Source organism: Agrobacterium sp. 5Ca50, assembly GCF_055381905.1.
On record NZ_AP026440.1, the window covers coordinates 308725 to 321355 of the forward strand.

Here is a 12631-nt window from a genome sequence, read left to right on the forward strand (position 1 = left end):
CAGATGGTATACTTGCCATTTTGATAGTGGGGCTTCTGGTTTTTTAATCTACGAAAAAGGCTGGCCGGCGTTCCGCGCGACCAGCCTCTTTTAACGGAGCAATACGATTACTCGTCGTCGTACTCGGTCGCTGCAGCATTCACCGAGTCTTCAGCAAGTCCCGAGAGGCTCGCGTCAGCTGCTTTTTCCTGGGCGAGGATGTCGTCGATGTGCTGCCTTGCTTCATCCATGCCAAGAGCATCAGTAAAAGCGCGCATCGAGCCGTAGCGTGTGATTTCGTAGTGCTCAATCGCCTGGCAGCTGAAAATGATCGCGGCGTCTGCTGCAACACTCGAGCCAAAATCTTCGAGCAGGCTCTCGCTTTCTTCCAAAATACCGTCGATCGCATCGCACTTCTCGGCCTTAGCTCGTTTGCCAATAAGCTCGAAAATCGCTTCCAGTTTCTCGATCTGGCCAGCCGTTTCTTCACGATGGGAGGTCAGCGCCTCGACGAGTTCAGGGTGGTCAGCAGCCTTGATCATCTTTGGCAACGCCTTGTAGATCTTTTTCTCGGCATAATAGATGTCACCGAGCGCGTGCTCAAAAAGGTCTGAGAGGCTCTTATCGTCCTTCGCAGAAGCGCGTGTTTCTTTCCGAGCCGCGGACTTAGCCGCTACGGCCTGTGCACGCTTTTTGCGTGTCTCGGTGTTCGCAGCATTGCTCTTCGTCCCAGAGGCTCGTGCGGTTTTCTTGGCGGTGTTTTTCGAGGTTTTGTTTTCGTTGGTAGACTTTTCGGCCGTTGCCATCTCGTTCACTCCCTTGTGATGCCACTCATCTGGCGGGAGTGAACGAGAGCGGCCGACTGAAGGTTCCGATTAATGAGCAGGTGGGTGGTGGAAGATGACGGAAGTCTTATCGACAGCTGGAGAGGTTTATGGGGGTCAGGATACCGAGAATGGTATCGCTCGTCCCCAATCACATCGAAAGGCCAAACTGACGGCACCATGGACATTTGCGCAGGGCAGGGTGGTGTTGCGGCTAATCTTGCCAATTATTGGCAATCCTTGTTGGTCGTGTTATAAGCTTGAAGAATGAAAGCCACAAACATGCGTACACTCAACGTCTCTCTTACACCCTATCAAGCAGAGCTTATGAAAAGCGCTGTCGACAGTGGTGGGTATGCCTCAAATAGTGAGATCGTTCGCGATGCGCTCCGGCTCTGGGAGCAACGTGAAGAAGTACGCCGTATGGAGCTTGCACGCCTGAAGATTGCTTATGATGAAGGTATGGCTAGTGGTGAAGGCCGTCATATCATTGCAGACGATTTGTTAGCTTCGCTGAAGGCGGAAGCACGCTCACGTGGCTAAATCCATTTTCAGTCCTCAGGCCGAGTATGATTTACGCGAGATTTGGCATTCGATAGCACCTGATAATGAAAGAGCAGCTGACGCTCTTTTGCGCCGTATTCTGGATAAGACCGAATTGGCAGCCGAGCATCCCCGCATGGGATCGGCGCGTCCCGATCTTAGCCCCACTGCCCGAATTTTGATTGAAGGGCGTTACATCGTTATTTACGAGCCAATGGATTATGGAATTTTCGTCGTGGCGGTAGTTTACGGTCCCCGTGACGTCGAAAACTGGCTTCTCTAAGGCTAATCCAGAATGATCGTGGAGTGAGGTATCCGGAACAACTCTGCAAGGTCGGCGACTTTGAATAGTATTGAGTGCAAGCCGGACAGGTGGGGCGCTCGTCTGCCGTTTCGTTGGCCATCGCGAGAAACCGGAAAAACCGCGATGTTCACCATCCCTGTCGCGTCCGGTTGACACGGCCCGCGCTCTGTAGGTGAACTCAATCAATTGCAGTTTGTTCCTCAGTGATCGGCGGGCCCAACGGTCTGACTTCTATCAGGCTGTACGGTGACGGTCCAAGCGCTCTGGTTTACGAGTTGTCCTTACCGCCTCAGGGCAAGCTTCACTCTTGCCTGCGCTGACATCAGGAAAACATAAGCTGCAGTCTCTGACATTTCTTCCAGTATCTGCATGTGCCCCCAGTCGCCAAAATTCAAACCCATATGTCCTTCCGCACCAGCGGAGACAATCATTGCGACAATAAACAGAAGAATGTCGGCAAATGGAAAACGCCAGGTGACGATCAGAAACCTGAGAACATAAATACCCTTGCCCTTAATGGAAAATACGGCGCAGATCAGGCCTACGACGACGAGTGTAGGCATTATGAAAGGCTTGTACCAAAGCTGCGATGAAGAGAAAAACGGTCCCTCATCGCCGTTGGACAACGGGGCCATGAAAACTCCACCCCAACTGAGCTCGCGAAATGCCAAGATCGCCCAAACGATAGCGACGGCAAGCCAAAACCATCGAAGCTTTGTGTGATTATCTATTGCAAACCAGAGCGCGATGGCTGCACCACCCAGCAATATGACAACTTGACCAACTTCAAGAGGGCCGTTTTCGAACCCCGCCCAAGCAGGCAATATTCCAGCTGCAGGAAAGCCGAGGGCTAATAAAGCCACTCCAACCCACCTCAGTTGCTTCATCACACTCATCTTGCAGATTCCAGTCACCCTTATGACATGTCATTTCACTCAAGGTGCAGTATGTCTACAGCCTTTTCGACCCCGAAAGCGGTAAACCCAATCAATATCCGAGCCATTGGCTGAGGCTGGTCGTCCTATGTCCTTTGCTCAGGGTCTCGCCAAAGAGCAGTCCAGACAAAGTATTATTAGGGTATACCTCAACGTTACATATCCATGTGACACGGAAAGGACGTCACATATGGGTAGTTTTTTGCAAAAAGTGACGTTACATATTGCCAACCACCCTAATGTTACGGAATCGCCATGGCTCGCATTGGCTACGCACGCGTCAGCACACACGATCAGGATCTGGCCATTCAAAATGAAAGGCTGAAGCAAGCAGGTTGTGAGATCATTCGATCCGAAACCGGATCGGGGTCGACCCGCAAAGGGCGCTCTGAGTTGGAAACGATCATGGATTTTCTACACGCCGGCGACGAGCTGGTTGTTGTTCGCCTGGATCGGCTAGGCAGATCTACTCGCGACGTTCTCAACCTGGCTCACGAGTTGGAGGAAAAGGGTGCCTCGCTACGCGTGCTCGAACCTGAAATTTCAACAACCGGTTCAATGGGGAAAATGGTGATTACGATCCTCGGCATGGTTGCTGATATGGAGCTTCAGTTCATCAAGGATCGCCAGAGGGCCGGTATTGAAGCCGCTAGAGCGTCGGGCGCTTATAAGGGACGGAAAAAGCAAATTGATGATGATGAAATCCGACGCCGGTTCACGGATGGTATGACAAAATCCGCTATTGCACGTGAACTGAATGTGTCACGAATGACCGTTTATCGGGCGATAGGTAAAACGGCGACGAGTAAATCTCGGGGGTTTTAAAGGGCATAAAAAGTCAAAGTGAATCCTCATTGGCTTGACCTCGACATCTGGGGCGCCGAAAATGGTTTGTTATCAAAACTGAGGAGGTTTTGTGAAAATCATCGAGGTCAAAACAGACGTATTCAACTATACCAGCTACAAAGCTAACGATAGCGGAGGGCATGCACATCCTTCCACGCCAAAGCGCGTAAAACATGCATTGTTACGTATCTTAGCGGATGACGGCACTGAAGGCTTTTCCTTCCAGCATCCTGAGCAGCTAACGGAAGATATTCTCAATAACTACGTGCGACCGGTCCTGATAGGCGAAGACCCTTTTTCTCGCGAGAAAATGTTCACTGATATGGCGCAACGCCAACGGGGAGCGGGCGGTCGCTTCAATGACCGTTCCTTAAACGCCGTGGATCAGGCGCTGTGGGACTTTGCTGGCAGAAAGGCCGGGTTGCCGGTTTACAAGCTCATGGGAGCTCACCGAGACAAAATCCTGGCCTATGGTTCTATCATGCCGGGAGGCAGTAAAGGGGGAAGTCTTTCAACACCGGAGGAATTTGCCGAATATGCCGTCAAGTTGGTAGAACGCGGTTACCGCGCGATAAAGCTTCACACCTGGTTTCCGCCAACCCCCGGCGCGCCGGACGCAGATAAAGATATCGCCGCCTGTCAGGCAGTCCGCGATGCTGTCGGACCTCGCATCAAACTTATACTGGATGGATACCACTACTACAGCCGTACAGAAGCGCTCAGAATTGGCCGCGCAATTGAGAAGCTTGATTTTGAATGGTTTGAAGAGCCAATGGACGAAACCAGTATGTCCTCGTACATTTGGCTTTCCGACAAGCTTGATATTCCTGTCACCGCGCCCGAGACGGTCTCCGGCAAGAACCGAAGCAGAGCGGAATGGATCAAATACGGTGCTTGCGACATGCTCAGGGCCGGCGTTCTCAATGCAGGGGGAATTACACCTTGCCTTAAGGTCATGCACACCGCTCACTCATTTGGAATGAACTGCGAAATTCATGGAAGTGGTGCAGCAAATCTAGCGCTTTGCCTGGCAAATTCGAACTGCTTCTATTATGAGCGGGGTCTACTTCACCCGCTTCTCGATTATGAAAAGCCACCGGAATATCTTCACACAATATTCGATCCTATGGACAACGATGGTTTCGTTCATGGATCACAGTTACCCGGTCTAGGTGAAGATATAGACTTCGCTTACATTGCAAATAACCTAGCTTGATGGCTTTGAGCGATGGCTTGAAAAACCTTCAAGTCATCGCCCTTATCCCAGGCGGCAAGCTCATCCAAAATATGTTGCATGAGCCCGCCACGAAAATCTCATCGATTTCAGAGTAATCCTGCCTTTCTAATCAAAGGACACCAACGATAGTTCTCGTGGACATTGACAAGAAAAGTACCTACTAGTAGGTATATTGGCATGTATGGGGGATTTTGAGATGGAACTTACCTTGAATTCGGAGCATCGCTCCCATGAGCAAAAATCTCAGTCGTTCAATTTCGACGAGATCATCGACCGCAAAGCAAGCAATTCGATGAAGTGGACAGGAGCCTCCAAGTTCTTGGCCGGTCTCAATCCTGATGCCGACCTTCTTCCAATGTGGGTGGCGGATATGGATTTCAGAGCGCCGCCTGTAGTTCTGGAAGCTCTGCACGAAGCCGTCAATCACGGCGTTTTCGGCTATCCGGGCGGGGCGATGCCCTCATATCTGAATGCGATCGTGAGCTGGCAGGGACGGCGGTTCGGTTGGGACATTTCGCCGGAGTGGATCGTTCAGATATCGGGGATCATCCAAGGCGTAAAAACCGCGATTCAGGCCTTCTCCCATCCAGGCGACAGTATTCTTATCCAGCCGCCAGTTTATGCGCATTTCCGCGATGACGTGCTTGCGAACGGACGCCGCGTGACGACAGCACCACTCGTCTTGGAAAATGGACGCTACCAGTTCGATCCTGTCGTCTTCGAGCGTGCAATTCTACCGAACACGAAAATGTTCATCCTCTGCAATCCCCACAACCCTACAGGCAATGTGTGGTCCGAGGAGGAATTGCGGGCCATGGGCGAGATTTGTCTGCGACGTGGTGTTCTTGTCATCGCCGACGAAATACATGAAGATCTTGTTCTGAATCCGGGAAAGCGCCATACGCCATTCGGTTCGCTTGGCGAGCATTTCCGGCAGAACAGTGTGACCTGCACATCGCCGAGCAAAACCTTTAATCTGGCGGGCTTGCAAAGCGCAAATGTCATTATCCCAAACACGCGCCTCCGAGAGGAATTCAGTCGCCAGCTCGACCGCAATGCTTTCGAACTCGTCAACGTTCTGGGCATGGTAGCGGCTGAGGCCGCCTACGCACATGGTGAGCCGTGGCTCGAGGCTATGCTGTCCTACGTGCGAGACAATCATTTATATTTTGCCAATGCCATCCACGCTGCAAATATCGGCATGACAGTCCTTTCCGCCGATGCGCTCTACCTATCCTGGATCGATTGCCGCGGCTTCATAACCGATCCTGAACACCTCAATCGTTTTTTGGTCCAGGAAGCAAGAATCTGGCTCGATCACGGTCCTAAATTCGGTGTGGAGGGAGAGGGGTTCATGCGGATAAACCTGGCCTGTCCGCGCTCTACCGTCGATGAGGCTGTTAAACGCATAGTTGGGACGGTCTCATCGAAAGTAGGGCAATGAGTGCGCATTGCGAGCGGCCCTGACACTTCGGCTAAACACGATCCAGAGCGCGCAACACCGACGCTGAGCAACCGCCGTGGCTAATCCCACTGAGGTGGTGGTGTCTACGAAACACGTTTCTGAATATCGTCCAGTAATTTAGATGTTTCCTCTTTCAAATACTGCGAGAAGTTATTGAGGAGCCGGGGGCGCTTCGTGTTGCGCAGCTCGAGAAGCCATATCTTGAAACATATCTCCGGTTCGAAACGCCGTATGCTGATTTTGTCGTCACGATACCATGACATCGTCATTTCGTCGACGATTGCGATGCCGTATTGCTCGGCGACGAAGCCGCAGGCCACATCAGATTGGCTAACTTCGACGCAAAGCCTGCGCTTGACTCCGGCCGTATCGAAGACCTTGTCGATTGAGGGGCGAGACGGGTCATCTTTACCCAGCGAGATGAAGGCTTCACCGGCTAGATCCGTCGCATGGATTATGGTCTTTTCGCAAAGCGAATGGCCTCTTGGAAGGACGCAGACGGTCCTTAGGTCGCCGACGACCGTACCCATGACTTCGTCTCTGTCGCTAGGAAGCGCAGAAAGCGCCAAATCTATTTCCCGACGTGCCACCATGTTAGCCAGATTTCTGGAGGGTGTGGATTGCAGCGAAACGTGGATGTCCGGTCTCCCGTTTTGATACGTTGAGAGAATGCGGGGAAGAGCAGCTCTGCTAATGGCAGGAAATGCGGCCAATCGCAGACTACCATACTTGTTTAAGCGCAGTCCTTCGGTGAGACGCTCGAGGTCCTTAACGCCAGCATAGACGCGCTCGGTTTCGGAGAAGAGAACGTCGGCCTCCGGTGTGGCGTAGACCCTTCCATTCTGACGCTTGAAGAGCGCAAACCCGATGTCCCGTTCGAGTTGGTTGATAATCTGGCTGATAGCGGGTTGCGATACATGAAGAAGCTTTGCAGCACCCACCATGCTTCCCGCAATCATAACGCCCCTAAACGCTTCGAGTTGCTTGAGGTTCATCTCATCCTATAACCTAAACTTATATTTGCGACCAATATTAGGATTGGACAGCAATATCGAGGCGCTGGCAAGGTGGAGTTGCAGGAAAACTCATCAATATAAGATGTGCTAATCGATAAGGGGTAACTATGATGAACAACAGTGCATTTAACTCAAATTTCAGTCGGATCATTAAATTAGGGGCCGCCACTTGCGCCTCTCTGCTTATCAGTTCCGCATCGTTTGCGGCGCAATTGGGCCTTATTGAGGACAAGACGATCACTGTCGCTGTCAACGCGACATTCGCGCCTATCGTCTCGCTGGACGACAAGGGAGAGTATGTCGGCGTCGATGCCGATATCATCCGGGCAATCGCTAAAGAACTCGGCGCAAAAGTCGCCTGGGTCAATATCAAGTTTGATGGCATCATCCCCGGCGTCATCGCACGCCGTTTCGATGTCGGCATGACTGGGGTGACAGACACGGTCGAACGTGAACAGAGCGTGGGCTTTGTCAATTACGCAAATGTTGGCACAGGGATCATAGTCCAGGGCGGAAATCCCAAGGGCATTAAGACCCTCGATGATGTCTGCGGTCTTATCGTCGCATCGCAGACAGGCGATCTTGCGACGACCTTTGCCAAGCGTCAGTCCAAGAAATGCGTCGAAGCAAACCGAAAGCCGATCACCATCAACGAGTTTCCCGAGGACGCGCAATCGCTACTGCAACTGCAAAGCGGCCGTGCAGATCTCGTAATGCACGACTATCCGATTTCTGCTTACAAGGCGGAAAAATCGGCTGGCAAGCTCGCTTTAGCAGGAAACCAGTTCTCCCCGGAGCCTTATGGAATGGTGATCGGCAAGAACAATGAGGACCTCCGCAATGCGCTGATGCGCGGGCTTGATGCGATCATCGCCAGCGGCGAATACAAGAAGATACTTGATAAATACAGTCTTGCTGAGATCGGAATCGAGAAGGCGACTTACAACGCTGCTTCGAAATGAGTTTTTGAGCCAGACGGTCGGTTTGGCGGCTAAATGGCCGCCAAACCGACCGCAGGTCTCCGGTTCAGGATGGTATCATGACGGAACAATACGAGTTTCACATTCTTCAACGCCGCCATCCCTGGCGGTGGATTTTCAGCGCGTTGCTGGTCTTCTGCCTCACCGCGCTTGTCTATCACGTCAGCAGAAACGATATCTTCGAGTTCGGTATCGTTCCCGCCTACCTTTTTGACACGCGTATCATCGATGGGGTGATCGTGACATTCTACCTCACCGGCGGATCCATGCTAATTGGGCTCGTGCTGGGTGTGGTGCTGGCGATCATGGGTCTCTCACCCAATCCCGTTGCAAAGGCTCTGTCGTCTGCATTTGTCTGGTTTTTTCGCGGAACGCCTGTTCTTGTGCAACTGATATTCTGGTTCAACATCGGAATCATTTTTCCGCACATTTGGCTCGGCATTCCCGGCGGCCCCGTTTTCTTGGACATTTCGACCAACGCCGTGATGACGGCGACAGTTACAGCGTTGCTTGGCCTCGGTTTAAACGAAGCCGCGTACATGTCGGAAATTGTCCGGGCAGGGCTGCAGAGTGTTGACAAGGGGCAAAACGAGGCGGCTAAGGCGCTAGGTCTGCCGCCTGCGAAAGTTCTTTTTCGCATCGTATTGCCGCAGGCCCTCAGGGTCATCATTCCGCCAACGGGGAATCAGCTGATTTCACTCCTCAAGACGACATCGCTCGTCTCGGTCATTGCAGCAGGCGACCTCCTGACCCAGTCCACACGCATTTACAGTGAGAATTTTCGCGTGCTTGAAATGCTGGTCGTGGCAAGCCTTTGGTATCTGGTTCTCACCTCCGTAGCGAGCGTCGGGCAATATTACGTGGAGCGCAGATATTCACGAGGTTTCGCCCCGCAGAAGAAACCTCGCCTGGTGTCTGCAATGAAGCGCATCTGGTCGGTCGGCATGTCAGCCAAGGCCGGCCGGGAACGGGAGGCAGCATCGTGAACAGAAAAATCGTCGAGGTTCGCAATCTCAGCAAATCCTATGGCGCGCTAAACGTCCTGCGTAACGTCAGTTTCGACGTCCATGTCGGAGAGGTCGCTTGTATCATCGGTCCGTCGGGTGCGGGCAAATCTACCCTTCTTCGATGCATCAACCGGCTGGAAACTCAGTCGAGCGGCATGGTTTTTGTGTCTGGCGATCCCATCGGCTACGCAAGGCATGGGGAAAAATTTCGCGAGCTGGACGAGCGTCATCTTGCCCACCAGCGGCAGAAGATCGGAATGGTTTTCCAGCGCTTCAACCTCTTTCCTCATCTAACCGTTCTTGAAAACATCATCGAGGCTCCCGTAGCCCTCGGTCGTGCCGGAAAGAACGATGCAATACAGCTCGCCCGAGACCTGTTGTTGCGGGTAGGACTACTGCAGAAGGAGCATTCGTATCCAGCACAGTTGTCGGGCGGTCAGCAGCAGAGAATTGCCATCGTCCGTGCCCTCGCAATGAAGCCGGCATTGCTTCTGTTTGACGAGCCTACATCGGCCCTCGATCCGGAACTGGTGGGCGAAGTGCTCGGTGTGATGAAAGACCTGGCCGATGAGGGTCGGACAATGATTTTAGTCACTCATGAAGTGGGATTCGCACGAGAAGTTGCCGATACGATCCACTTCATGGTGGACGGAGAAATCGTCGAAAGCGGGCCGGCGGACAGGTTGCTGTCGGCGCCACGAGAAGAGCGAACACGCTCGTTTTTAAGCAAGGTAATGTGACATGCAAAACGATATGGAATTCTCTACGCCCGAAATCGACTACAGGTTTGCGCTAAGATCAGTTGCCACTAACGCTGGCCACGGCTCGTCAAAGGTCGATTTTGACTTTTCGGATGGCTATGCTTTTCCTCGGTGCTTGCCAGATATTAGCCGTGAAGCGGTCATGGCTGCGACGCAGCGATCCGAAACGATGCAATATTCTGACGTTTTCGGCGTAGAGGAACTGCGCGAGCAGATCGTCGAATACGTTGCACGGGACGGCGTCGTCTGCCGCCCTGAAAACATACTGATCGTCAACGGCGCCAAACACGGGTTGGATCTGGCTTGCCGCGTTTTCATTGAGCCAGGCGATGGCGTGATCGTTACCGCGCCAACATACATGACCGCGCTCAGCATTCTGCGAACGCATGAAGTTGCGTTTTGGACTGTGGGGCAGGACGAAGACGGCGTGCTCGTCGATGAATTAGAGATGAAACTCACAGATGCGTCTGAACGTGGTGAAAAACTTCCCAAACTGTTCTTCGACGTACCTGATTTCCACAACCCCACCGGTCTAACGACAACACTAGCTCGGCGTCACAAGCTTTTGTCATTGGCGCGCAAGTTCGGTTTCATTCTTATTGAGGATGATCCTTATCGTCGTATCCGCTTTGAAGGGCAGCCGGTTGCACCAATCAAGAGTCTTGATACGACAGGGCTGGTAATCGCACTTGGCACGGCATCCAAGATCTTGGCGCCGGGCCTGAGAATCGGCTGGGTTATCGCTGATGAAAAGATCATACAACGGATGGCCGTGCAAAAGGCGGATGGAGGCACTAGTCCGTTCAACCAGCGGGTTTTCGTTGAGCTGCTGCGCGGGAACGAGATCGAATATCATATCGATATCGTAACTAAGGAATTGCGCACGCACCGCGACGTTATGGTCGATGCGTTGTTGCGCTTAATGCCGGATAGCGACTTCCGAGTTCCAGAAGGCGGTTATTATCTGTGGTTGCGTCTCCCGGATGCAGTCAATGCAGACGAACTCGCGGGGCTGGCGCTGGAGCGCGGCGTGAAAGTCTATTCCGGCCGACGGTGCTATCCAAATGAACCTCTCGAAAACGCGCTCAGGCTTTGCTATTCCTATGAGGAACCCCACAAAATCGAAGAAGGTATCCAACGCCTTGCGAAGGCCTATTACGATCTGAAGAATGGAACGATCGCGGACGATGTCCGGTCGGCTGTAGCCGATGCCACGAGGCGGGTAAGATCATTCTAATGACGAGGACGCGGCCTTAGCGAGTGATTTCTACACAACTGGCGCTCCGGGGCAAAGCTCGCTTCCGGCAGGGAATGACGCAGTCCATTCGAACTCGGGGCGTAAAATGTTGATCTCTAAGCGGCACTTCACTTAAGAGACTCACTAGGCAATCATCGAAAGCAATCCATCATCCGCAAATCCTGCATCGATGACTGCAGCTGCTATTCTTTAATCAATCTGCTCAACCGCATTCTGCTTATCAAGCGAAATGCGGTTGGCCAAGAGCGAAGGTTTAGCGTGGGCTGCGACGACTTTTGCTTATCTGGGGTGTTCACGCTCGGCTACGAGTTATCGTGTGTCTGGCCCAAATGGCGATCCGCCACCTGATGATGCGGGTTTCCGAATGGAATCTTCAGCTGCGAGCAGATGGCCCCGGTCTTCAAGGGTGTCCGCAGCATGTCGTGTCTTAAGTGCGAGTAGAATCCAAATAGCGCTCGGCATCCAGCGCTGCCATGGAACCGAAACCAGCCGAGGTGATTGCCTGGCGGTAGTGCTGGTCAGCCACGTCGCCGGCGGCAAACACGCCTTCCACCGAGGTCTGAGTGGCATTGCCGCCCAGACCCGAGCGAATTCTCAGATAGCCGTTGTTCATCGCAAGCTGGCCATTGAACAGGCTGGTATTCGGGTGGTGGCCGATTGCCACGAAAAGGCCTTGCGCGTCGATATCGCGGGAGCTGCCATCCAGAGTGGACACCAATCGCACCCCGGTTACACCTACGTCGGTGCCCAACACCTCGTCCACCTCGTGGTGCCAGACGGTCTCGATCTTGCCTTCTGCCACCTTTTTGAACAGCTTTTCCTGCATTATTTTCTCCGCCTTGAGGATGTCACGGCGGTGGACTAGGTAGACCTTGCGGGCGATGTTGGATAGGTATAGCGCCTCTTCCACAGCAGTATTGCCGCCACCGACCACGACGACGTCTTGGTTGCGATAGAAGAACCCGTCGCAAGTGGCACATGCAGATACGCCGCGTCCCTTAAACGCCTCTTCCGACGGGAGGCCCAGATACTTTGCCGTCGCGCCGGTGGAAATGATCAGCGCATCGGCGGTGTATTCGGCATTATCACCGGTCAGCTTGAAGGGGCGCTGGGACAAATCTGCAGTATGGATGTGGTCGAAAATAACTTCCGTATCGAAGCGCTCGGCATGAGCCTGCATACGATTCATCAGATCTGGTCCCATCAAGCCTTGGGCGTCGCCCGGCCAATTGTCCACCTCAGTCGTGGTCATCAGCTGGCCACCCTGCTGCAGACCCGTGATCACCAAGGGCTTAAGGTTGGCGCGGGCAGCGTAGACGGCTGCGGTCCAGCCGGCGGGGCCAGAACCCAAAATAATGAGCTTTCTATGGTTCTCAAGAGAGACGTTCATAGCCTATCCTTCTTCTGAATTTCTTACGTGTGCGTTATTCGCGCGCTTGGCATGCACTTCAGGCAGCACTCGGGCGAGCGAGGCGC

At 53.0% G+C, this 12631-nt stretch carries 13 protein-coding genes; 9 read left to right on the forward strand and 4 right to left on the reverse strand.

Annotation, left to right across the window (positions count from 1 at the left end):
* Positions 1-107: 107 nt before the first annotated feature.
* Positions 108-785 (reverse strand): YciE/YciF ferroxidase family protein, encoded by a 678-nt coding sequence (locus tag ACZ5FM_RS23615; protein WP_312948348.1) that lies wholly within the window; start codon positions 783-785, stop codon positions 108-110.
* A gap of 300 nt (positions 786-1085) precedes the next feature.
* On the opposite strand from ACZ5FM_RS23615, the gene ACZ5FM_RS23620 reads away from it, so the two are divergent.
* Both ACZ5FM_RS23620 and ACZ5FM_RS23625 read left to right on the forward strand, forming a co-directional pair.
* Positions 1086-1346: a type II toxin-antitoxin system ParD family antitoxin gene (locus ACZ5FM_RS23620; protein ID WP_312948350.1), complete on the forward strand. Its 261-nt coding sequence runs from the start codon at positions 1086-1088 to the stop codon at positions 1344-1346.
* On the forward strand, positions 1339-1629 hold the full coding sequence (locus ACZ5FM_RS23625; RefSeq protein WP_464041414.1) for a type II toxin-antitoxin system RelE/ParE family toxin: 291 nt from the start codon (positions 1339-1341) through the stop codon (positions 1627-1629). The genes ACZ5FM_RS23620 and ACZ5FM_RS23625 overlap by 8 nt, the downstream gene beginning before the upstream one ends.
* Positions 1630-1931: 302 nt before the next feature.
* On the opposite strand, the gene ACZ5FM_RS23630 is transcribed toward ACZ5FM_RS23625, so the two are convergent.
* On the reverse strand, positions 1932-2546 hold the full coding sequence (locus ACZ5FM_RS23630; protein WP_312948354.1) for a hypothetical protein: 615 nt from the start codon (positions 2544-2546) through the stop codon (positions 1932-1934).
* A 294-nt stretch (positions 2547-2840) separates the two neighbouring features.
* Between ACZ5FM_RS23630 and ACZ5FM_RS23635 the strand changes: the two genes are divergently transcribed.
* The 3 genes from ACZ5FM_RS23635 to ACZ5FM_RS23645 all read left to right on the forward strand — a co-directional run bounded on the left by ACZ5FM_RS23635 (position 2841) and on the right by ACZ5FM_RS23645 (position 6112).
* Positions 2841-3410: a recombinase family protein gene (locus ACZ5FM_RS23635; RefSeq protein WP_464041415.1), complete on the forward strand. Its 570-nt coding sequence runs from the start codon at positions 2841-2843 to the stop codon at positions 3408-3410.
* Positions 3411-3501: 91 nt separating this feature from the next.
* Positions 3502-4647, forward strand: a complete 1146-nt coding sequence (locus ACZ5FM_RS23640; protein WP_464041416.1) for an enolase C-terminal domain-like protein — start codon at positions 3502-3504, stop codon at positions 4645-4647.
* Between the two features lie 217 nt (positions 4648-4864).
* Positions 4865-6112 carry a MalY/PatB family protein gene (locus ACZ5FM_RS23645; RefSeq protein ID WP_464041418.1) on the forward strand — a complete coding sequence of 416 codons (1248 nt, stop codon included), beginning with the start codon at positions 4865-4867 and terminating at the stop codon, positions 6110-6112.
* A 104-nt stretch (positions 6113-6216) separates the two neighbouring features.
* Here ACZ5FM_RS23645 and ACZ5FM_RS23650 read toward each other — a convergent pair whose 3' ends face one another.
* Positions 6217-7128, reverse strand: a complete 912-nt coding sequence (locus tag ACZ5FM_RS23650) for a LysR substrate-binding domain-containing protein (RefSeq protein ID WP_464041419.1) — start codon at positions 7126-7128, stop codon at positions 6217-6219.
* A gap of 128 nt (positions 7129-7256) precedes the next feature.
* Between ACZ5FM_RS23650 and ACZ5FM_RS23655 the strand changes: the two genes are divergently transcribed.
* From ACZ5FM_RS23655 to ACZ5FM_RS23670, 4 genes are all read left to right on the forward strand, one after another.
* On the forward strand, positions 7257-8111 hold the full coding sequence (locus ACZ5FM_RS23655; protein WP_464041420.1) for an ABC transporter substrate-binding protein: 855 nt from the start codon (positions 7257-7259) through the stop codon (positions 8109-8111).
* 77 nt (positions 8112-8188) lie between these two features.
* The gene (locus tag ACZ5FM_RS23660; RefSeq protein WP_464041421.1) at positions 8189-9115 is read left to right on the forward strand and encodes an amino acid ABC transporter permease; all 927 of its coding nucleotides are present in this window, start codon (positions 8189-8191) and stop codon (positions 9113-9115) included.
* Positions 9112-9876: an amino acid ABC transporter ATP-binding protein gene (locus ACZ5FM_RS23665; RefSeq protein WP_464041422.1), complete on the forward strand. Its 765-nt coding sequence runs from the start codon at positions 9112-9114 to the stop codon at positions 9874-9876. The genes ACZ5FM_RS23660 and ACZ5FM_RS23665 overlap by 4 nt, the downstream gene beginning before the upstream one ends.
* A 1-nt stretch (position 9877) precedes the next feature.
* The gene (locus ACZ5FM_RS23670) at positions 9878-11134 is read left to right on the forward strand and encodes an aminotransferase-like domain-containing protein (RefSeq protein ID WP_464041423.1); all 1257 of its coding nucleotides are present in this window, start codon (positions 9878-9880) and stop codon (positions 11132-11134) included.
* A gap of 448 nt (positions 11135-11582) precedes the next feature.
* On the opposite strand, the gene trxB is transcribed toward ACZ5FM_RS23670, so the two are convergent.
* Complete coding sequence (trxB, locus tag ACZ5FM_RS23675; protein WP_464041425.1) at positions 11583-12545, reverse strand: thioredoxin-disulfide reductase; 963 nt, start codon at positions 12543-12545, stop codon at positions 11583-11585.
* Positions 12546-12631 lie beyond the last annotated feature (86 nt).

Excerpts from the sequence above, each read along its gene's own strand:
- ACZ5FM_RS23615 (WP_312948348.1), bottom strand. The coding sequence starts at position 785 with ATGGCAACGGCCGAAAAGTCTACCAACGAAAACAAAACCTCGAAAAAC.
- ACZ5FM_RS23620 (WP_312948350.1), top strand. The coding sequence starts at position 1,086 with ATGCGTACACTCAACGTCTCTCTTACACCCTATCAAGCAGAGCTTATG.
- ACZ5FM_RS23630 (WP_312948354.1), bottom strand. The coding sequence starts at position 2,546 with ATGAGTGTGATGAAGCAACTGAGGTGGGTTGGAGTGGCTTTATTAGCC.
- ACZ5FM_RS23635 (WP_464041415.1), top strand. The coding sequence starts at position 2,841 with ATGGCTCGCATTGGCTACGCACGCGTCAGCACACACGATCAGGATCTG.
- ACZ5FM_RS23645 (WP_464041418.1), top strand. The coding sequence starts at position 4,865 with ATGGAACTTACCTTGAATTCGGAGCATCGCTCCCATGAGCAAAAATCT.
- ACZ5FM_RS23650 (WP_464041419.1), bottom strand. The coding sequence starts at position 7,128 with ATGAACCTCAAGCAACTCGAAGCGTTTAGGGGCGTTATGATTGCGGGA.
- ACZ5FM_RS23655 (WP_464041420.1), top strand. The coding sequence starts at position 7,257 with ATGATGAACAACAGTGCATTTAACTCAAATTTCAGTCGGATCATTAAA.
- ACZ5FM_RS23660 (WP_464041421.1), top strand. The coding sequence starts at position 8,189 with ATGACGGAACAATACGAGTTTCACATTCTTCAACGCCGCCATCCCTGG.
- ACZ5FM_RS23670 (WP_464041423.1), top strand. The coding sequence starts at position 9,878 with ATGCAAAACGATATGGAATTCTCTACGCCCGAAATCGACTACAGGTTT.
- trxB (WP_464041425.1), bottom strand. The coding sequence starts at position 12,545 with ATGAACGTCTCTCTTGAGAACCATAGAAAGCTCATTATTTTGGGTTCT.